Source organism: Photobacterium sp. 2_MG-2023, assembly GCF_030547675.1.
Lineage (GTDB): Bacteria > Pseudomonadota > Gammaproteobacteria > Enterobacterales > Vibrionaceae > Photobacterium > Photobacterium arenosum.
On the sequence record NZ_JAUOQQ010000006.1, the window covers coordinates 14,665 to 34,487 of the forward strand.

Consider the following 19,823-nt stretch of genomic DNA (forward strand, 5'->3'; position numbering starts at 1 on the left):
TCAAGCATCGGCCATTTCAGCTTTCAGCCACGCCATGAACACCTTTAGCCGAGCCAGTCTGGCTGAGTTCGGGTCATAGACCATATAGCGCCTGACCGGATTAGGGTGAGGCAATTGAAAAGGGATCACCAGTTGCCCGGCTTCAAGCGGGCTCTGATATAAATAGGGCACAGCCAGCGTGACGCCATGGCCGTTTAACACCGCAGTCAGTGCCATATCTGTGCTGTTGACCCGAGTCCACTTGGCGTGTTGGTTGCTGGCCTGCACACCTGCATTTTCAAACCAGCTTTGCCAATCGTAGGCGCCGGGGTTTTCCAGAGTGACTAGCCAGGTGGACAGAAGATCGTCGGGGGAACTGAGTGGCAGATCGCGGGCAAGTTGCGCAGAACAAACCGGATAGACAGCGGATTGACCAAAGTACTCACAGGACAGGCTGTCCTGTGTGTATTTTTCCACCTCAGTACCGAAACGAATTGCCAGATCAATATGTGCTTGTCTGAGATCATCAAACCCCGCGGACGAGATCACACGAATCTGGATGTCCGGATGCAGTTCGGAAAAGCGTTGCATCCTTGGCATCAACCAGAGCGTGGTAAAAGCCTGTGTTGAGCTGATGGTGAGCTCACCAGCAATCTCTTCCTGATGAAGTTGGTTCACCCCCTGATGAATGATGGCCAAAGCTTGTTGCGCGCACTTGAGCAGGCTTTGGCCTTGTTGGCTCAGCAGCATTCTTTTGCCTTTCCGGACAAATAAGCGACATCCTAAACTCTGTTCCAGCTGTCGCATTTGTTGGCTGACGGCGGCCTGGGAAATACAGAGTTCAGCGGCCGCCAGACTATAGCTGTTGTGTCTGGCAGCGCATTCAAAGGTGACCAGTAGATTGATGTTTTTCAGCAAAATAGGGGCGTCTGTCTGTATTCGGGGGCAATATTATAAGTTTTTCTTATATTTAAAGTCGATTCGTATCGTTGGTGTTAAACCTCGCCTGGAAACAAAATAGGCATTCCAGGGATCAGCCCTGCCTATTAGTGGTTTTCCAGTCAGGAGACAGACATCATGCAAGAATTTAAACAATTACATCAGCAATCGACGCCTTTCATCATCGGAAATGTTTGGGATGCTGCCAGTGCCCGTTGCGCCCAGCAGGCCGGTTATCAGGCGTTAGGGACTTCCAGTGCAGCCATCGCCAGCCTGCTGGGCTATGAGGATGGCGAACAAATGCCGTTTGCTGAGTTAGTTTTTATGGTTCGGCGCATTGCCGCAGTCAGCCAGCTTCCCGTTAGTGTGGATATTGAAGCCGGGTATAGTCGTGAGCCGCAGCATATTGCCGATCATATACAGCAATTGACCGGGTTGGGTGTGGTCGGAATCAATATTGAAGATAGCCGTGTTGATGAATCCCGAATGTTAGTGGATGTCGATCAATTTGCAGCGAAATTATCGGCAGTGCGCAATATATTGCGGCAACGTCAGGTTGAGGTGTTTATCAATGTCCGCTGCGATGCATTTTTACTGGGTTTAGATAATGCTTGCGCCGAAACGGTGAAGCGCGCCCAAATCTATCAGATGGCAGGTGCTGATGGCTTATTTGTGCCCTGTCTCACACAGGATGACGATATCAAAGCCGTTGTTGCAGCAAGTTCGCTGCCGGTGAATGTAATGGCAATGCCTGATCTCCCTTGCTTTGAAGTGTTGGCTGGCTTGGGAGTGAAACGGATCAGTTCAGGTAACTTTGCTCATGATGCGATGCACTGGCATCATCTCAATCAATTGGTTGAGATGAAACAATCCGGATCGTGTAAATCGCTGTTTGATTAGAGCACAGTCGGATGAGCTGATTCGCTGCTCTTCTTTTTCAAGTTCAGAATGGGAGCGGAGAAAGCGTTCTCCAGTGAGGAGGTTGAGTCTGTGTGAAACAGCATTGAGGTTTGTGGCTGCCGACCGCATGATGCGGCCGGCTTTGGCTGTGATGACCCTGGCTTTCATTTAAGCCTGGTTTGCAGCCTGCTTGTCGGTCAGCGCTTTCATCACTATGTCTTTGTTGCTCTGGTAGGACTCCATGCCTTCACGGCGCAGATCGCAAGACGGGCAGTTGCCGCAGCCGTCGCCAATAATGCCGTTGTAACAGGTCAGGGTCTGATTGCGGATGTAATCCAGCTTACCGTGCTGATCGGCCAGCGCCCAGGTTTCGGCTTTGTTGAGCCACATCAGCGGCGTTTCAATGCGCAGCGGACGATCCATGCCCAGTACCAGTGACTGATTCAGTGACTTCACAAATTCATCACGGCAATCCGGGTAGCCGGAGAAGTCGGTTTCACACACGCCGGTAATAACGGCTTCTGCGCCTATCTGGTAAGCGTAAATGCCTGCCAGCGTCAGGAACAGTATGTTACGACCCGGCACAAAGGAATTGGGTAAGCCGTTATCTTGCAGCTCATGGGACACAGGAATATTGTCACGGGTCAGTGAGCTGATGGCCAGTTCATTGAGCAGGCCGACATCCATCACCTTGTGCGCGGCAACACCTAAGTCTTTGCCAATGGCCTCTGCAATTTCGATTTCCAGTTTATGGCGTTGACCATAGTCAAAAGTGATGCAATGGACTTCATCATAATTGGCCATAGCCTGAATTAAACAGGTGGTAGAGTCCTGTCCGCCACTGAAAACGACAACGGCTTTGCGCATGGTGTTGCTCCGAATCTGGTTCAAAAAAGAAGGCACATCCTACCCTGAGAGTCAGGATATGCCAAGCCACCTGCCTTGTTACAAGCACTTACCGGGAGAGTAGGATCAACTGAGTTGCCCTGTCTGTTCGAAGACCGCCAGTTGCTCAAGGTAAGGCTGAATATCACCTATGTTACTGGCCACCCAATCGGTGTCGAAATAGGTATCCAGGTAGCGCTCGCCGCTGTCGCACAGCAAGGTCACGATGGAGCCTTGTTCGCCGCGTGCTTTCATATCACTGGCGAGCTGCAGCACGCCGTACAGGTTGGTGCCGGTAGAAGCCCCGGCTTTTCGGCCCAGCAGCTTTTCCAGCCAGTGAACGGTTGCGATACTGGCTGCATCCGGAATGGTGCGCATGTCATCGACCACGTCCGGGATGAAGCTTGGCTCGACACGCGGGCGGCCAATTCCTTCAATACGGCTGCCGCGCTCACCTTTCAGGGTGGGATTCCGGGTGAGGTAGTAATCGTGAAACACCGAATGCTCAGGATCCACCACACATAGCTGGGTGTCGTGCATCTGATAACGAATATAGCGGCCTATGGTGGCGGAGGTGCCGCCTGTGCCGGCGCTCATGACGATCCAGGTTGGTATCGGGTGCGCTTCCAACTGCATCTGTTCAAAAATGCTCTTGGCAATATTGTTATTGCCGCGCCAGTCGGTGGCACGTTCCGCATAGGTGAACTGATCCATGTAATGACCGTTCAGTTTTTCAGCCAAACGACGAGATTCGTCATAAATCTGGCAAGGGTCGTCTACAAAATGTGCCTGGCCGCCGTAGAATTCAATTTGTTCAATTTTTTTACGAGCAGTCCGGCGGGGGACCACGGCAATAAACGGCAAGCCCAGCAAGCGGGCAAAATACGCTTCAGAAACCGCGGTGCTGCCAGACGAGGATTCGATGATAGTCGTGTGCTCGCCAATCCAGCCATTGCACAGGCTGTAGAGGAACAGAGAACGGGCCAGACGGTGCTTCAGGCTGCCGGTCGGGTGAGTACTTTCATCCTTCAGATACAGGTCGATCCCTTCAATGGCCGGAATGTCCAGCTTGATGAGATGGGTATCGGCTGAGCGCTGAAAGTCGGCTTCGATTTTTCTGATGGCCTGGTTCACCCAGAGTGGATCGTGACGCATGAAACATCCTTGAAAATTGGCTGATTAACTCAATGAAAGTTTACGCTAACGGGAGGAAATTTCTTTGCTATTATTATTGTTGCTTTGATTAATTATAGAAATTTTTTCTTCAAAATAAACATTTCAGGGAAAAGTATGGCAGAAAAGAATGCAACGGAAATAGATACCACGGACCGATTGCTGCTGGACTTGCTGCAAATGGATGCCAGTCTGTCGCTTAATGATTTAGCAGAAGCGGTCAATCTGACTACTACTCCTTGCTGGAAACGTTTAAAACGGCTGGAAGAAGCGGGGATACTGAAGCGGCGGGTGGCCTTGCTGGATCCGGTCAAACTAGGGCTGTCATTCATTGCCTTTGTCCAGATAAAAACCAGCGATCATTCTCAGGACTGGTATCACCGTTTTGTCGCGACAGTGAGTGAGTTTCCGGAAGTGATGGAGTTCTACCGGATGGCCGGAGAATACGACTACATGATGAAAGTTCAGATGGCAGATATGTCTGCGTTTGACAGCTTTTATAAAAAACTGGTTAACAGTATCAGCGGATTAACCAATGTGACCTCAACGTTTGCCATGGAACCCCTGAAATACACCACAGCGCTTCCTTTATAAATCTCTGATTTGTATTGAAAAAGTACTGTATAAAAACAAATATTCCGTTAACGCTGTGAAAATAGGCAGCATCACCTGCTGTTTTGCTGCCATTCCTTACATTTGGGTTGATAACCAGCCTGCCTTTTTGCCAATATGTTGCTAGATTGTCACCTCAGTGTGACGAGTGATTTTATCCTCTCGATCCACCCGACTTTATAATATTTTTCTGTTCTTCGGCTTACTTCTCGTGAGCAGACCGTGCTTTGCTGGAGGAAACATGCAGGTTTTTTGGCAACTCAGGTGGTACTTTCGGCAAGAGTGGCGGCGATATGGCGGCGCGATCGCTATTTTTGTCATTATTGCTTTTTTTGAACTGATTCCACCCCGGGCCATAGGCTGGATAGTCGACGGTGTGGTTGAAGGCAAAATGACCATCAACACCATGCTGATGTGGCTGGGCGGACTGGCCGCGATGTGGGTGCTGGTGTATGTGTTGCGGATAGTCTGGCGCCTGTGGTTGTTCGGCAGTGCCGCGAAACTGGGCACTGTGCTCAGAGACAAACTCTATCGCCATTTTACCCGGCATGCGCCGAATTTTTTTGAGCGCCACAAAACCGGTGATCTGATGGCCCGTTCAACCAATGATGTCAATGCGCTGGTGATGACAGCCGGAGAAGGCGTACTGACTGCGGCGGATTCGCTGATCACCGGATTGGCGGTTTTGCTGATCATGACGACCCAGCTCAGCTGGCAACTGACGATTTTAGCGCTTCTGCCTATGCCTGTTATGGCCTTGCTGGTCTCGCGCTTTGGCAGCCAGCTGCATAACAGATTCAGCGAATCGCAGGCCGCTTTTTCCGCCCTGACGGACACCACGCAGGAATCGCTGAACGGCGTCAGGATGATCCGTGCTTTTGGTCTGGAGCAAAGGCAGCAGGCCGCGTTTGAGAAAGTCGTTGACCATGCCGGTGAAAAGAATTTCGGGGTGGTGCAAGTGGATGCCAAGTTTGACCCTGTGATCCAGCTGACAATCGGGATGTCCTTTTTCCTCAGTGTCGGTGGCGGGGCCTATTTAATTCATCAGGGGGAACTGACTCTGGGCGATCTGACCGCTTTTACTCTGTATCAGGGGTTGATGATCTGGCCGATGCTGGCCATTGCCTGGCTGTTCAATATTCTTGAGCGCGGCTCAGCGGCATGGAAACGCCTGCAGGAAATTTTGGATCAGGCCCCGACTATCGTCAGCGGCACCAAAGCACTGCCGGACACCCGTCAGGCGCTGGATATCCGGATTGAGGCATTTTCCTGGCCGCAGCAGCGCCAGCCTGCCCTGCAGGAGCTGGCGATCCACTTGTCGGCAGGTCAGATGCTGGGGCTGGCCGGGCCGGTAGGTTGCGGTAAATCTACCTTGCTGGCGCTGCTATTACGCCAGCAAGAGCTGAGCCATGGGCGCATTGCGTATGGCGGCGTGTGTATCCGCGATGCACTCCTGGAGCAATGGCGCAGCCGTTTTGCGGTGGTTAGCCAGAGTCCCTTCCTGTTTTCCCGCTCGATTGCCGATAACATTGCGCTGGGCAGGCCGGATGCCAGTATAGATGCCATCCGTTACGCTGCCGGATTAGCTTGTATTGATGAAGATATCATGCTGTTTCCTGAGGGGTATAACACTCTGGTCGGAGAAAAGGGCATCACGCTGTCCGGCGGCCAGAAACAGCGCATTGCGATTGCCAGAGCGCTGCTGCTCAATGCTGAAATTCTGGTACTGGATGATGCGCTGTCGGCCGTCGACGGCAAAACAGAACACAGGATCCTGCGTAATCTGCGCAGTCAGCCTCAGCGGCAAACCGTGATTGTCATTGCCCATCGCCTGACCGCGCTGGAGCAGGCCGATGAAATCGTCGTGCTGCAGCACGGTCAGGTGAGCGAGCGTGGAACGCACGCGGACTTGCTGATCAATGATGACTGGTACGCCGAGATGCACCGCTACCAGAAACTGGAACAAGCCATTGAGGAGGGGCAATGAAAAGACAGGCAGTTAACCGGGCGGTATTACAACGGCTGCTCAGGTACGCACTGGACGATAAGCGCAACCTGTTCATTGCTATCGCGTTATTGTTCGTGGCCTCACTGGCGGATGTGTCCGGTCCCTGGTTATTGCAGCGCTTTATTGATAACTATATCGCTGTTGATCAGTTTCCGGCGGCCGATGTCGCGGCGTTAGTGGCGGCGTATATTGCGCTGATGATGCTGGCGGGGGCGTTTAAATACGCCCAGTCACTGCGTTTTAATCAGATTGCCATCGGCGTGGTGCAGAAAGTCCGCAAGCAATTGTTTACCCGGGTGATGAACCAGCCTCTGTCGGCCTTTGATTACATGCCCAGCGGCAAGCTGATCTCCCGGCTGACCAATGACACTGAATCGATTAAAGATTTTTATGTCTTTGTGATTGCGACCTTTTTAAAGAACGTCACTTTGATTGTGGTGATGCTCACTGTGATGTTTATCATGAGCTGGCGTCTGACCCTGGTGGTAATGGCGTTGTTGCCGATTGTGGTGGGTGTGATGGTGGTGTACCAGCACAAAAGTGCCAGTGCCTATCGACGCATGCGCGATTTGCTGGCGGACATTAACTCCTCGATGAGCGAGTCCATCCAGGGGATGAGTCTGATCCAGCTCATGCGGCAGGAAAAAGCCTTCAGTGCCTATTTTGCCGGGCTGACCGATCAGCACCTCAAGGCGCAAATCGGGGTGACCAAACTGAACAGCGTGTTATTGCGGCCCCTGATTGATCTGCTGTCCGGGATAGCCTTGCTGACGCTGGTGGCGCTGTTTGGTGTTGGTGGCACAGAGCTGATCGGGGTCGGGGTGCTGTATGCGTTTCTGAGCTATCTGGGCCGGGTCACCGAACCGCTGATTGAAATGACACAGCAATTATCATTGCTTCAGCAGGCACTGGTGGCCAGCGAGCGGATCTTTGCGCTGATCGACTCGCGTCAGCAAGCATACGGTGAGGATGAAAGGGCGCTGACCAGCGGGCATCTGGCATGCCGTAAGCTGAGCTTCAGCTATGACGGCAAGCAGAAAGTGCTGGACAACATTGATCTCGAACTACCGCATCAGGGGTTTCTGGCACTGGTCGGGCATACGGGCAGCGGCAAAAGTACCCTGGCTTCGCTCATGATGGGCTTTTATCCAAGCTCCGAAGGCGGCGTCGAGTTAGATGGCCGTCCGCTGGAAAGCCTGAGCCGACCTGTGCTTCGTCAGGGCATCGCCATGGTCCAGCAGGATCCGCACGTACTGAGTGATACCGTCAGGGAAAATGTCAGCCTGGGGCGGGAGATGACTGATGATCAGATCTGGCACGCATTAGAGACGGTCGGCCTGGCCGGACAGATAAAACAGTACGAGTTTGGTTTAGACACTGTGCTGGGAGGCGGGGAAGTGAACCTGTCTGCCGGACAGAAGCAGTTACTGGCACTGGCCCGTGTACTGGTGGAGCAGCCGAAAGTGCTGATACTGGACGAAGCGACTGCCAATATAGATTCAGGAACAGAGCAAAAAATTCAGCATACGCTCTCGGTGCTGCGTCAGAACATGAGTATTGTGGTAATTGCGCACCGGCTTTCAACCATCATGGATGCCGATGAGATTGTGGTATTGCATCATGGGGAAGTGATTGAAAGAGGCACGCATTTCAGCTTGCTTTCTGAGCGCAAACAGTACTGGCAAATGTACCAGTTGCAGCAGGTCAGTGATCATCTCCACCATTTGGAAGAAGCTTCTGCCGAGACAGCAGAAAATTGACATCAGCCTGACAAAAATGTACAAGTCATTCACTATAAATGGCTCCCGGGATAATGGTGGCATATTGCTATTCCGGGAGCTTTGCCGTTAGTGAGTGCTTAAGGTCTGTAAGGTGAATGTCTGCAAGATGAACGTCTTTTAGATGATCGTTTTCCAGATAAATCAGTCTTCACGTTTACGCATCAAACCTTCCTGTACGGCGGAAGCAACCAGCTCGCCGTCACGGTTATAAATCTCACCCCGAACCAGACCGCGTGAGCCGCTGGCTGATGGACTGTCAATGACATAAAGCAGCCAGTCGTCCATACGGAACGGGCGGTGGAACCACATGGAGTGATCTATGGTGGCCACCTGCATTTTCGGGGTCAGTAACGTGACGGCATGTGGTTGAAGGGCGGTGACCAGGAAACCCCAGTCTGAGGCATAGGCCAGCAGGTACTGGTGAATGCGAGGATCGTTCAACATTTCACCATTGGCTCTTATCCATAGGTATTGTTTGGCCGCCTCTGATTGAGGATGGAGCGGATTGACCACAGTGACCGGACGAACTTCAATCGGTCGCTCGCAGCCAAAGGTCTCGACAAATTTGCGGGGCAGCTGGTCTGCGATGGCTTTGACATGGTCCTGTTCAGGCTTCAGAGACTCGGGTGGTGGGGCATCTTCAGGCATTGGGAACTGGTGGTTAAAGCCGTCTTCCAGCGCCTGATAAGACGCTGTCAGGTAAAAGATAGGGCGACCGTTCTGAATTGCTTTTACCCGGCGGGTGCTGAAGCTTTTACCGTCACGCAGGTTTTCGACATCGTAGATAATCGGTTTTTGCGGATCACCCGGCAGCAGGAAGTAGCTGTGGAAGGAATGGACAAACCGGTTCTCAGGCACAGTTTCTTTCGCTGCTGATAAGGACTGTCCGATGACCTGGCCACCATAAACCTGGGGTAAACCAAGATGTTCACTCTGGCCGCGGAACAAACCTTGTTCCAGTTGTTCTAAGTGCAACAGATTGAGAAGTTCGTTCAGTTCTTTGCTCATCGGAGCTCCAGTTATAATGCTATTATTAGCCAAATTTTTACAGTTAGTTATCCATAAACTCAAGGCGAAAGGTTCTGAAGTGTTAGAACCATCAGTTTGTGGGAGGAATATCAAGGGCAGGGTACAACGATGAAAAAGATGTTTGCGTTACTAACCTTATTGGTCACGGCTATGGTTATCTCAGCATGTACAAATATGATCAATAAAGAAGCAGGTGTCGAAAAAGTTGAAGGTAATCTGACGTATCGTGAGCGTATGGCGCTTCCGGATGATGCGCTGATTACGGTGACCTTGTCTGATGTTTCTCTGATGGATGCGCCCGCGACAGTGATCAGCCGCCAGTCGTACCTGGCTGCAGGCAAGCAGGTGCCTTTTTCATTCAGCCTCCAGTATATGGAAGAAGAGATTAAGCCATCTCATACCTATGCCGTGAGCGCGCGAATCGAAGTGAACGGTAAGCTGCTGTTCATCACAGATACTGCCAATCATGTGATTACCGATCCGTCCAAAACCACTCAGTTGGATCTGATGCTGGTACGCGCAGCACAATAACTGCATAACCGCACCCTTATACTTAAAACCCGGCTTTTATGCCGGGTTTTTCTTATTCAGGAGATCTCTCTTCTGGGTATCCATCCCAACGGTAACGCTTCAAAGCAATCCTGCCCGTAACAGAAACCTCAATGCCATCAGCAATCAGACATTGCCGCTGGCGCAGGAAGTCATCACCCTGCTGTGAAATTTTCCCCTGACTGTTGATCACCCGGAACCAGGGCAGTGTAGAGCCTTCCGGCAACTGGCCTAACAATTTTCCCACGTGACGGGCATAACCGGGAAAGCCCGCAAAGCGGGCAATATCACCGTAAGTCGACACTTTGCCGTCGGGGATCTGCGCGATCTGGCTGTAGATTTGATTCTTAAAGTCGTCCATATTGGGATCCTGGGTAACAATTTGTGCAGGGAGGTGCAAATGTTATATACCACAATCCTGGCTGTCATGAGCATGTTACTGACCATTGTCGGGGTCAGCGCCCTTGGGCTCGCACAGCATCATTTAACCGTGCTTGCGGTGGCCATCCCCGCACTGTGGCTGTTGCCGCAAGGCGGCGTGTCCGCTGTGTTGCTGTTAATGGGTATCGGCATGTTTGGCGCCGTATTGCCTTTTCAGCCGCTCGCCCTCTCGGTGAGCCTGCTGATGATGCTCCCTGTCCTGACTGTCTCTTTCTCGCCCCGGGGCAACTGGCAGGTTGCAGCGTTACTCTTTGCTGTGGTGATCGCCATGGATGCCGGCTTACTGGCCTTGCAGGGCGAAGAAAAACTGGCAGGCCAGGCCGCGTATACCTTGCTGCAGGTGCTGGCGGTCTGTTTCATCTGGCTTGCCGCTCGCTACTGGCGCCCGGTTAAAGCGAATTATGGCTGGCCATTACTGCTGGCAGTGCCTTTATGGCTCGGTGGGCTGACACCGGCCGCCTTGGTTGTACTGTGCATCATAGGTGTCATCGTCGCACTTCAGACACTGTACCAGCAGAATCAGCTTGTCTGGGTAACAAGGCTCAACTGGGTATTACCGGCGATTGCCTTTGCCACCCTGGTGGTGATCCCCGAATTTGAAGTGCCTAATCCCGTTTTAGTCGCCTGGCTGCTGGTGCTGGGCAGCGCCTCGCTGGCCGAATATTTACTCAACGAATTCGAAAGTACATAAAGGGAACCCGGCAGATGGGTAATAATCCAGCAGTCAGCAGCACGCGGCTTGCCAATGCCTTGCATTGTCTTTGGGGTTAGTGGATAATCCGTCCCGTTCTCGCAATTACCTGAAAGGGTTACCAGTGAGACATAGAATCTATGGAGGCCCCCATTGGTCCTCCCGCAACACTAACTCGTGAACCCGGTCAGGCCTGGAAGGGAGCAGCCGCAGCGAGCGACGTGTGTGCCGGGATGTGGCTGGTGGGGGTCTCCACCCATCTGGCGTTTGTGTTGCTTGCACCATAAGCCTGCATAATTTCCCTAAAAGCGTACATAAATGGCACCATAAGCGTGCATAAGCGTGCATAAGCGTGCATAAGCTATTTTTGTTGTAGTTTAACAACAAAACGGGCTAGGCATTATGTATCGTCGTCAGCTCGAATATTCCCGCGTAAAAAACTATTTAAATTTGTAAGTACCAAGTGCAGTGGTAATGACCCCGAACAGCATTTTAGGTGGTCAAGACAGCACTAAAGAAAGAGCTGTATCATTATAAGATAACGTCGTCCATTTTCTGCAAAGATCAAACTTGAAGCTGCATGTTTGGTGCTTAACCAGAGGTACTCAATTTCTAAAGCCAGTCACTCCTAAAATATGAATGAAACGGTACTATTCTGAGAACTAGCTATTTAGGAACCTTAACTTTTATCTAATATGAGACCAGAGGCACAAAAGAATAGGTAAACAATTTAGTTCTTGCAATTCCAGTCAATCGGTTAATGATTCTACTCTAAATGTTTATCCTAGCCTAATCTTCTGATTTTTATGAATATGGTATGTAACTAGGCTGTTTGTTTTTATTGGGAGCACTTTGAAAGATAAGTTATTTTCTGTGACAATACAAAAATTGGGAATGTTAAAAATTAAGAGATCTTGCCCATGTTTCGCCGGGAAGCGGTAAATCATCAATATAATAAACTTTGGGGAGATGTAACTCTTTCTCAACCATTAAGCCACCGGGCTTTTTTCTTTCTTTTGGTTTCAATATTCCTCAGTGGTATGTTTTTTATTTTTAATGCAGAGTATAAGAAAAAACAAACAGTAAGTGGTTATTTACTGCCGAATAAGGGTGTTATTAAAACTTACTCGCCTGGCAGTGTTTATGTGACAGAGGTTTTTATTCAGGAAGGGCAGTACATAGAATATGGAATGCCTTTGTTTAGGCTTAAATACAAGCACAGTACAGATTTAGGGATAGACCTGAATGATATTCTTTCAGAAGAAATTAATAAGCAGCTTTCAATAATTAATGATCAGAAGATTCGAACACATAAGCTTTTCGAAAACAGGAAACGAGCATTCAATGAAGAGATTAACTCGAAACAGACTCAGATCGAATTGATTAATATGAAAATTATTCAGGCCGAATCGCGTAAATTAATGGCTGAAAATCGACTTTTTAATTATGAAAAGATGTCAGAGAAAGGCTTTTTGTCAGACATTGATGAAGAGAGTCAAAGAGACCTTTTGCTAACACTACAACAAGATATTGTCACCCTAAAAGCAAAAGTTGCACTTCAAGAGCAGGAGATACGTAACCTCAATATAGAACTCGAACAGTTACCCCTCGAAGAAGAAAAAGAAATACAAGACCTGTTATTATCTGAGTCTCAGAAAAAGAATCGTTTGACTGAATTATCCGGAAAAAGTGAAATCCTTTTACGTAGTTCATCAACTGGCCGAGTGACGGGTTTAGATATAAAAGTAGGTCAATTACTTCGGCCACAGCAGTATATGTCGAGTATTTTGCCTGAAGGATCGGTTTTATATGCAGAGCTGATGGTTCCCACGAGTGCTTTCGGCTTTGTTTCTAAAGGTCAGGTCGCAAGAATAAAACTCGATGCATTTCCGTTTCAAAAATTTGGCATGTTGGATTCTGAAATATATGAAATGACAGGAAATATTATTCTTCCAGGAGAATTCACTCTTCCTATTGCGAATACTGAACCTATGTATCGAATTAAAGCAAAGCTTGCCAAACAAACAGTTCAGGCATACGGAAAAGAAGTGCCTTTACAAGCAGGAATGCAACTTGAAGCTGACATTATTACTGATACACGGTCATTAGCTGAGTGGTTAATGGAACCGTTGTTTAGTTTGAGAGGAGTTGTGGAGTTTTAGGGTTTTAGGTCTATCTGCATGGTAAGGTTAATAAGGGAATATTAAGCATTGAAAACAATACTCCAGTCAGAAGCTGCAGAATGTGGCTTGTCGTGTTTAGCTATGATTGCGGACAGTTATGGTTATAAATCAGATTTGAATTCTCTTAGAAATAAGTATACGCAGACCCTAAAAGGCGTTAATTTACAACAGCTTATTAATATTGCTGACGAGTTGAATTTAGCTGGTCGAGCGTTAAAACTGACTCTCGAACAGCTGGGCCATTTAAAATTACCCTGTATCATTCACTGGGACATGAATCATTTTGTGGTGCTTCTATCGGTATCTAATAAGTCTGTGACGATTGTTGACCCTGCTATAGGTAAACGGACTCTGTCTCTGGAGAGTATAAGTGATCATTTTACCGGAATAGCGCTAGAGTTAACGCCGACAAAAGCCTTCAAAAAACAAGATGTCAGGGTGAAGATGAGACTTTCTCAGTTTATTCACTCGGTAAATGGCCTAAAACCTGTTCTTTTTCAGCTTTTTGCGCTGTCGTGCATATTGCAGGTGTTTGCTTTGGCGAGCCCGTATTATATGCAACTCGCGATAGACGAAGTGATCGTGAGTTTTGATCAAAGCCTGCTCTCAATGCTCGCACTGGGCTTTGGCTTAGTGGTTTTACTTAATGTAGCTACCAGTGCATTGCGTGGCTTTGTTGTTATCCACCTTGGTGCGACCCTTAACCAGCAACTGGCCTTCAATCTTTTCCAGCACTTAATGCGTTTACCCTTGAGCTTTTTTTCAAAGCGCCATATGGGCGACATCGTATCCAGATTTGGGTCGTTGGAACAAATAAAGCAAATGCTAACAACAGCTATGGTGGAAGCCGTTATTGATGGCATCATGGCAGTGATGACGTTAGTCATGATTTATCTCTATAGTCCGCAACTTGCGTGGGTAGTATCAGCGGCTATGCTGCTATACCTCTTATTGCGTTGTTTGTGGTACCGACCACTTCATGAAATTTCCGAAGAAGCTATTGTGGCTGATGCAACTGAAAACACCAACTTTATGGAAAATGTGCGTGCAATGCAGACCATAAAGCTTTTTGGTATTGAAGCAAAACGACAGGCTCTTTGGCAGAACCATTATACAAAGGCGTTGAACCTCAATGTACGAGTAGAGCGGTTAAATCTGGCCTATAACCTTTCCAAGAATTTTCTTTTTGGTGTTGAAAATGTTCTGGTTATTTTTCTTGGCTCACAGCTTGTTATGGCTTCAGGTGGAGATGAAATTTTTACTATCGGCATGTTCATGGCGTTCATGGCCTATAAAATGCAACTTATACAGCGCTTCTCTTCACTAGTCGATAAGCTCATTGAGTTCAAAATGCTGGGTTTACATTTAGAACGCCTTTCTGATTTGGCACAAGCTAAACAGGAATCCCACTTACACTCCAAGCAAAATCACGATATGTCAGGTCAGCTGAGCATCAATAATATATCTTTTCGCCACTCCTCGGGAGAGCCTTATTTATTCCAGAATCTGAGAGCAACGTTTGAGCCCGGAGAGTGTGTGGCAATCGTTGGGGCTTCAGGAGGTGGAAAAACGACATTGATGAAAGTCATGCTTGGGCTGTATCAACCTGAATCTGGTGAAGTAACTGTCGATGGGAAAAGCCTGGATGAACTGGGACACCTTCAGTATCGACGTCAAATAGCGACCGTTATGCAGTCGGATGAATTGTTGTCGGGATCTGTTGCCGAAAATATCGGTCAATTTGATCCAAATCTCGATATAGATAGTGTTAAGGTATGCGCAAAAATGGCAGCCATTGATCAAGATATTATGGCGATGACAATGCAGTACAACTCGCTTGTTGGTGACTTGGGCTCAAGCCTTTCGGGTGGACAAAAGCAGCGAGTGCTTCTTGCGAGGGCGTTATATCGCAGCCCTAAAATTCTGTTCTTAGATGAAGCGACTTCTCATTTGGATATTGCTTCAGAAAGTGCCGTTAATCGTTCTCTTTCTGAACTTAACATTACTCGCATTCTTATCGCTCACCGCAAGGAAACAATACAAATGGCTGATCGAGTATTGGAGCTTAGGGATGGGCAGTTGTTTGAAGTAACCGCTCAGTACAAAAGTATCAGCAAGATTACTGAATACTCCCAGTGACTAACATAACAACCAGAGAACAAGCTATGAGTTCAATTTGGGCGAAGGAACCTGATCGTATAAACATTATTAACAGCTTACTTCATGATATTTGTTCTTACTTAAATGAAAAAGCGACGGACATTGATCCATCGCTCTATCGTGGATTGGCAGGTCAATTGCTCTTTCAATGGAATTTGAGAAAGTATAACGAATCCTTAGTCGACCTAACGCGCTTTGAAAAAAAGTTCGATATGTTTCAATCTCAAATGAGTGATCTGAAGGATATCTCGTTTGGTAAAGGATTGAGTGGGTGCTGCTGGCTCCTTGAGTTGTTGTCTGCTGAAGCTGATGAAGCAGAGTATGATCAGGAGATTAATCGAGATTTCGAATTGTATCTGGCTGAAACGTTTAGCGATCATCAATGGAGTGGTGATTATGAACTCGTATTTGGTCTGGCTGGCTATGCGGCTTTTTGTCGCAGGCGTTTTATTAATAATCCCCACGAAAAGGCGTATCGTTCAATACTTGAAACATTAACCAGAAGTGCAGTGAATACAAAAGACGGATTGAGCTGGAGTACACCTGTCTCATCAGCACTACGTTTTAATTGTTCCTCTGATAATGAATTTAATCTTGGTGTAGCGCATGGCGTAGGCTCTGCTATTGCAACACTCAGTTTTGCTCTTCCGCTAATTGGGGACGAATGGCAGCAAATCAAAGGGATCTTAGTGCGCTCTTGCCAGTGTTTATTGGCTAATCACAACTCGCCCGAAGCCAGTACATTTTTTGGTTATTATGCTGGACAGACATGCGAGACACGCCTTGGTTGGTGTTATGGTGATCTTAGTGCTGCCTGGGTACTGTCAAACGCCGCTTCAGCATTGAAAGACGAAGCAATGTTGAGTCGTGCAAAGGAAATTGCATTGGCTTCGACTCATCGCACATTGCAGGAATCGGGTGTGGATGACGGTGGATTATGCCACGGCAGTTCAGGTTTGTTTCATATTTATCGTAAGCTGTACAAAAAATTTGGTTTATCTGAGTTCTATGACGCCGCTGATTACTGGCTTGACTATACATTGTCTCTTTATCGGGAAAAAGGATTATCCGGACTCAATCAGTATGTATCAGAACAGGATATTTCTATCGAAAATGCAGGACTTTTGGAAGGCTATTCTGGTATTGGTCTCTGTCTATTAACTGCAGTTGGCGTTGATGACAGTTGGGATGATTGTTTGCTCCTCAGTTAATCAGAACTTCCTTTACAATAATCAATCACATTAAGCACCGCTGCTTTTCTTCATTCAATTTACCGTCAATCTAGCCTTAGTTTACTTAGGGGGGAATGACGATTTAAGACATGGACAATGATATGAAAAAAATAAAGTGTGACAATTTCTTTGTTATGAGAACACCAAGTCTGCCTGTGACTGATTATTTTTCATGGGAAGGTGACGACGAGCAACTTACCAACACTTTGGAGAACTGGCTCGAATATCCGAAAGTCAGGGAAGCACTGTATCTATCTAGTCCATCATTATTGTCAAGAATCCCGATATGGAAAAAAGATCCCAACAGCAAACAAGGGAAAAAAATTGGGTGTGCATTGCTCAAATACTATATACGGATGCATTGTCGCCCTACGCCATTTGGCTTGTTTGCTGGTATCAGCAAAGGGGAATTTAGCCATACAACAGATTTGTGTTGCTTACCGTGGGAAGAAGATAAACGAAAAACCAGGCTCGATATGTTATATCTTTCAGGGATACGTGATTATCTTTCCCTGGAAGAAAATATTACAAAACACACTGTAGTGAAATCGAACACTACCCTTTATCACTCAGGCCACCGCACATTGAGGTATATCGAGTCTTATCAATCTGGTAATGCATTGAATTACCAACTTAGTGAGGCTGAAACAGATGAGTACCTTGACTCCATACTAGAGCTCACAAATAAAGGCATAACTTTAAATGTGTTAGTAGATAAATTTTCAGATGCTTATCCGTTAATTGCAAGGGACGATATAAGGCAATACGTAGAAGATCTTCTTAGTGAGAAGATCTTAATATTGGATATGCCTTTGCCTCTCACAGCAGAAGAGCCATCTTCGCATTTGGTGAAATCTCTCTCTATGTCAGGGCTAATGAAGTACTCGTCGGTATTACATTCGGTAGTTGACACCCTCCAAGATTTCGACACCAAAACGCATGTCAGCACTGAAAGTTATTCAGAGGTGGTAGATAAGCTAAAAGCATTACCTTTTCCGCTTAATCCTACAAAGTTGATTCAGGTAGATACGGAGCGTAATTTTTCATCAAAGCTCCTCAGCAGGGATATTGCTGATTCCATTGAAACAGCATGTTCATTACTAGCAGGGGTCACGCACGAAGCAGCGAATCCACTCAAAAATTTTATCACTCAATTTCAGCGTCGATACGAGGGGCGTTTTGTCCCTCTCAATAAAGTGCTAGATGATGAATCAGGGATTACCTTTGGATCTGAGAAAGGCTATGAATCACCTCTATTGGCAGGTATTCCCCTGAGTGTGAGTTCAGCTAATGGTAAAGCTCTAGAAAGCACACCGTTGGATGACCTGCTCTTGAAAAAATTATGTCGTAGGGGGGCCTTTGCTGAGGAAGAAATTTACCTGGATCGGAAAGAGCTAGAAAAGTGTGCAAGGCCGGGTAAGACGGAGTTGCCGGTTTCGTTTGGAGTTCAGGCCTCCTTATTCGAAACAGGAGATGAAAAGGAAACCTTGGTTCATTTTCAGGGTTGCTATGGTCCATCAGCAGCGAATTTTTTAGGTCGTTTTTGTCATCTGGATAAGGATCTCACAAAAAAAGTAAGAGAGCACCTTCAAAGAGAAGAAAATTCGCGACCTGAAGCTATCTTTGCGGAAGTGATCCATTTACCGGATGGTAGACCTGGAAACGTTATTTCACGCCCTAAGCTGAGGAATCATGAAATTGTATTTTTGGCGGATTCGGATCTCGATGAAAATTTTCAAATCCAGCCTAAAGAGCTTTTTGTTTATGTTGAAAACAATCGGGTACGTCTGTGGTCAAAACGGTTGGGTAAAGAAGTGATTCCCCGAATGTCTTGTGCCCATAACTTCAATGCAAACAGTTTGGGAATATATAAGTTTCTCTGCCAGATCCAACAGCAAAATATACAACTCCCCCAATTTATTTGGCCTAAAGCACTGAGCGTGGCGGAAGTATTACCAAGGGTGAAGCTTGGTAATATTATCTTATCTCCCAGAACGTGGAACCTTCAAAGGAAACTATTCATTGAATTAGAAAAGATGACGAAATCTCAGTTTACTGAGCAAGTTAACCGTTTTCTTTCTAAGTATGACCTGCCAGAAAATGTTGTATTTTCACTACATGACAATGCATTGACATTGAACTTAAGAAGCGCTAAGTGTCTTCAGGTTCTTTTGAGCGAAACGCAAGGTTTGGATACCGTAAAGCTTCAGGAGTCTCTAAATCATATTTATTCACCACTCGTGAAAGAGCAGAGTGATAGCGTTAAAAGATATGCAAACGAAGTTCATTTTTTGTGCATGAATCAGGAAAAGAAGGGAGTCGGTTCAGTGCCGGAATCGACAGCAACATTTAGTGAGCCGAGCCAAGAGAAAAGGCGTTTTATGCCAGGAAATGAATGGCTTTCTTTGCATATTTATGGAGGAAACTCAGATGTTGAGAACCTTCTTACTAAACATTTATCTCCTCTTATTAAAACAATGCAGAAAGAGAATCTTTTCAGCAATTGGTTTTTCATACGATATAGCGATCCTGATTGGCACCTCCGTCTTCGATTTAGAGGCGAACCGAAAACCTTGCTAAGTCGAGTACTCCCCGCGGTTTCAGAGGTGCTTTGCTCATTAACAGAGGTTGATAAGCTTGCTCATTTCACAGTCGCACCTTATGAGAGAGAAATAGAAAGGTATGGGGGGGATGCTACTATTGCTATTGCTGAGTCCTTGTTTGAGGTTTGCTCAGAAACCACACTTAAGGTTTTAAGTCAAATTGATATGCATGGAGAAAGTCTACGCTGGAGAGCTGCTATTATGATTTCAGACAGCGTACTTTCATCATTTGGTTACGAGTTAACTGATAAACTTTCGTTAATTAGTCGGTTACGTAGGGCGTTTGGGAAAGAATTCTCTGAAACGTCAGCGCTTCGTAAAATATTGGGGCGTAAGTACAGAGAATTGTCTGGTTTCCTTCATTCCGATTTATCTAGAGATAACTCTTTCCCTGTGAATTATCCCCCTTCTGAGCTCTTTTCAATTGTCCAGTCTCATGAAAAAAGTGTTTCAGTATTCAGCAGTAAGTTACTTAGTTTAAGTGGTGATGAAACAATAATATCGAAAGACGAGTTGTTGGCTTCTCTTCTTCATATGCAACTTAATAGAATTTTTAGGGCTTACAATAGGCAGCACGAGTTTGTAGTCTACGATTTTCTTCGAAGATACTACTTGAGTACACAAACACTTACGACTAATAACTAATTTATCATTTTCA

Annotated in this window: 15 protein-coding genes and 1 other RNA gene; 11 read left to right on the forward strand and 5 right to left on the reverse strand. The window is 47.1% G+C overall.

Annotated elements, in window-relative coordinates:
- Positions 1-897 carry a LysR substrate-binding domain-containing protein gene (locus Q4491_RS06635; RefSeq protein WP_303455864.1) on the reverse strand — a complete coding sequence of 299 codons (897 nt, stop codon included), beginning with the start codon at positions 895-897 and terminating at the stop codon, positions 1-3.
- A gap of 159 nt (positions 898-1,056) precedes the next feature.
- On the opposite strand from Q4491_RS06635, the gene Q4491_RS06640 reads away from it, so the two are divergent.
- Positions 1,057-1,818, forward strand: coding sequence for an isocitrate lyase/phosphoenolpyruvate mutase family protein (locus Q4491_RS06640; protein WP_303455866.1), 762 nt, complete (start codon positions 1,057-1,059; stop codon positions 1,816-1,818).
- Between the two features lie 168 nt (positions 1,819-1,986).
- Here Q4491_RS06640 and queC read toward each other — a convergent pair whose 3' ends face one another.
- A complete protein-coding gene (queC, locus tag Q4491_RS06645; RefSeq protein WP_303455868.1) occupies positions 1,987-2,685 on the reverse strand; it encodes a 7-cyano-7-deazaguanine synthase QueC in 699 nt (232 codons plus the stop codon).
- A gap of 105 nt (positions 2,686-2,790) precedes the next feature.
- Complete coding sequence (locus tag Q4491_RS06650) at positions 2,791-3,858, reverse strand: PLP-dependent cysteine synthase family protein (protein ID WP_303455872.1); 1,068 nt, start codon at positions 3,856-3,858, stop codon at positions 2,791-2,793.
- 135 nt (positions 3,859-3,993) lie between these two features.
- Here Q4491_RS06650 and Q4491_RS06655 point away from each other — a divergent pair, with 135 nt between their 5' ends.
- The 3 genes from Q4491_RS06655 to Q4491_RS06665 all read left to right on the forward strand — a co-directional run bounded on the left by Q4491_RS06655 (position 3,994) and on the right by Q4491_RS06665 (position 8,256).
- Positions 3,994-4,470 carry an Lrp/AsnC family transcriptional regulator gene (locus Q4491_RS06655; RefSeq protein WP_303455874.1) on the forward strand — a complete coding sequence of 159 codons (477 nt, stop codon included), beginning with the start codon at positions 3,994-3,996 and terminating at the stop codon, positions 4,468-4,470.
- A 259-nt stretch (positions 4,471-4,729) separates the two neighbouring features.
- Positions 4,730-6,475: an ABC transporter transmembrane domain-containing protein gene (locus Q4491_RS06660; protein ID WP_303455876.1), complete on the forward strand. Its 1,746-nt coding sequence runs from the start codon at positions 4,730-4,732 to the stop codon at positions 6,473-6,475.
- The gene (locus Q4491_RS06665) at positions 6,472-8,256 is read left to right on the forward strand and encodes an ABC transporter transmembrane domain-containing protein (RefSeq protein ID WP_303455878.1); all 1,785 of its coding nucleotides are present in this window, start codon (positions 6,472-6,474) and stop codon (positions 8,254-8,256) included. The genes Q4491_RS06660 and Q4491_RS06665 overlap by 4 nt, the downstream gene beginning before the upstream one ends.
- A gap of 162 nt (positions 8,257-8,418) precedes the next feature.
- Here Q4491_RS06665 and tesB read toward each other — a convergent pair whose 3' ends face one another.
- The gene (gene tesB, locus Q4491_RS06670) at positions 8,419-9,285 is read right to left on the reverse strand and encodes an acyl-CoA thioesterase II (RefSeq protein ID WP_192014762.1); all 867 of its coding nucleotides are present in this window, start codon (positions 9,283-9,285) and stop codon (positions 8,419-8,421) included.
- 129 nt (positions 9,286-9,414) lie between these two features.
- Here tesB and Q4491_RS06675 point away from each other — a divergent pair, with 129 nt between their 5' ends.
- The gene (locus tag Q4491_RS06675; protein WP_303455881.1) at positions 9,415-9,837 is read left to right on the forward strand and encodes a YbaY family lipoprotein; all 423 of its coding nucleotides are present in this window, start codon (positions 9,415-9,417) and stop codon (positions 9,835-9,837) included.
- A gap of 52 nt (positions 9,838-9,889) precedes the next feature.
- On the opposite strand, the gene Q4491_RS06680 is transcribed toward Q4491_RS06675, so the two are convergent.
- On the reverse strand, positions 9,890-10,216 hold the full coding sequence (locus Q4491_RS06680; RefSeq protein WP_192014764.1) for an MGMT family protein: 327 nt from the start codon (positions 10,214-10,216) through the stop codon (positions 9,890-9,892).
- Positions 10,217-10,255: 39 nt separating this feature from the next.
- Between Q4491_RS06680 and Q4491_RS06685 the strand changes: the two genes are divergently transcribed.
- From Q4491_RS06685 to Q4491_RS06710, 6 genes are all read left to right on the forward strand, one after another.
- On the forward strand, positions 10,256-10,987 hold the full coding sequence (locus Q4491_RS06685) for a hypothetical protein (RefSeq protein ID WP_192014765.1): 732 nt from the start codon (positions 10,256-10,258) through the stop codon (positions 10,985-10,987).
- A 151-nt stretch (positions 10,988-11,138) separates the two neighbouring features.
- An RNA gene (gene ffs, locus Q4491_RS06690) (signal recognition particle sRNA small type) lies at positions 11,139-11,235 on the forward strand.
- Positions 11,236-11,907: 672 nt separating this feature from the next.
- Positions 11,908-13,149: an HlyD family secretion protein gene (locus Q4491_RS06695; protein ID WP_303455883.1), complete on the forward strand. Its 1,242-nt coding sequence runs from the start codon at positions 11,908-11,910 to the stop codon at positions 13,147-13,149.
- A gap of 48 nt (positions 13,150-13,197) precedes the next feature.
- The gene (locus Q4491_RS06700; protein WP_303455885.1) at positions 13,198-15,309 is read left to right on the forward strand and encodes a peptidase domain-containing ABC transporter; all 2,112 of its coding nucleotides are present in this window, start codon (positions 13,198-13,200) and stop codon (positions 15,307-15,309) included.
- Positions 15,310-15,335: 26 nt separating this feature from the next.
- Positions 15,336-16,541 carry a lanthionine synthetase LanC family protein gene (locus tag Q4491_RS06705; protein ID WP_303455887.1) on the forward strand — a complete coding sequence of 402 codons (1,206 nt, stop codon included), beginning with the start codon at positions 15,336-15,338 and terminating at the stop codon, positions 16,539-16,541.
- Between the two features lie 122 nt (positions 16,542-16,663).
- Positions 16,664-19,810, forward strand: coding sequence for a lantibiotic dehydratase (locus Q4491_RS06710; RefSeq protein WP_303455889.1), 3,147 nt, complete (start codon positions 16,664-16,666; stop codon positions 19,808-19,810).
- The last annotated feature ends 13 nt before the right edge of the window (positions 19,811-19,823 follow it).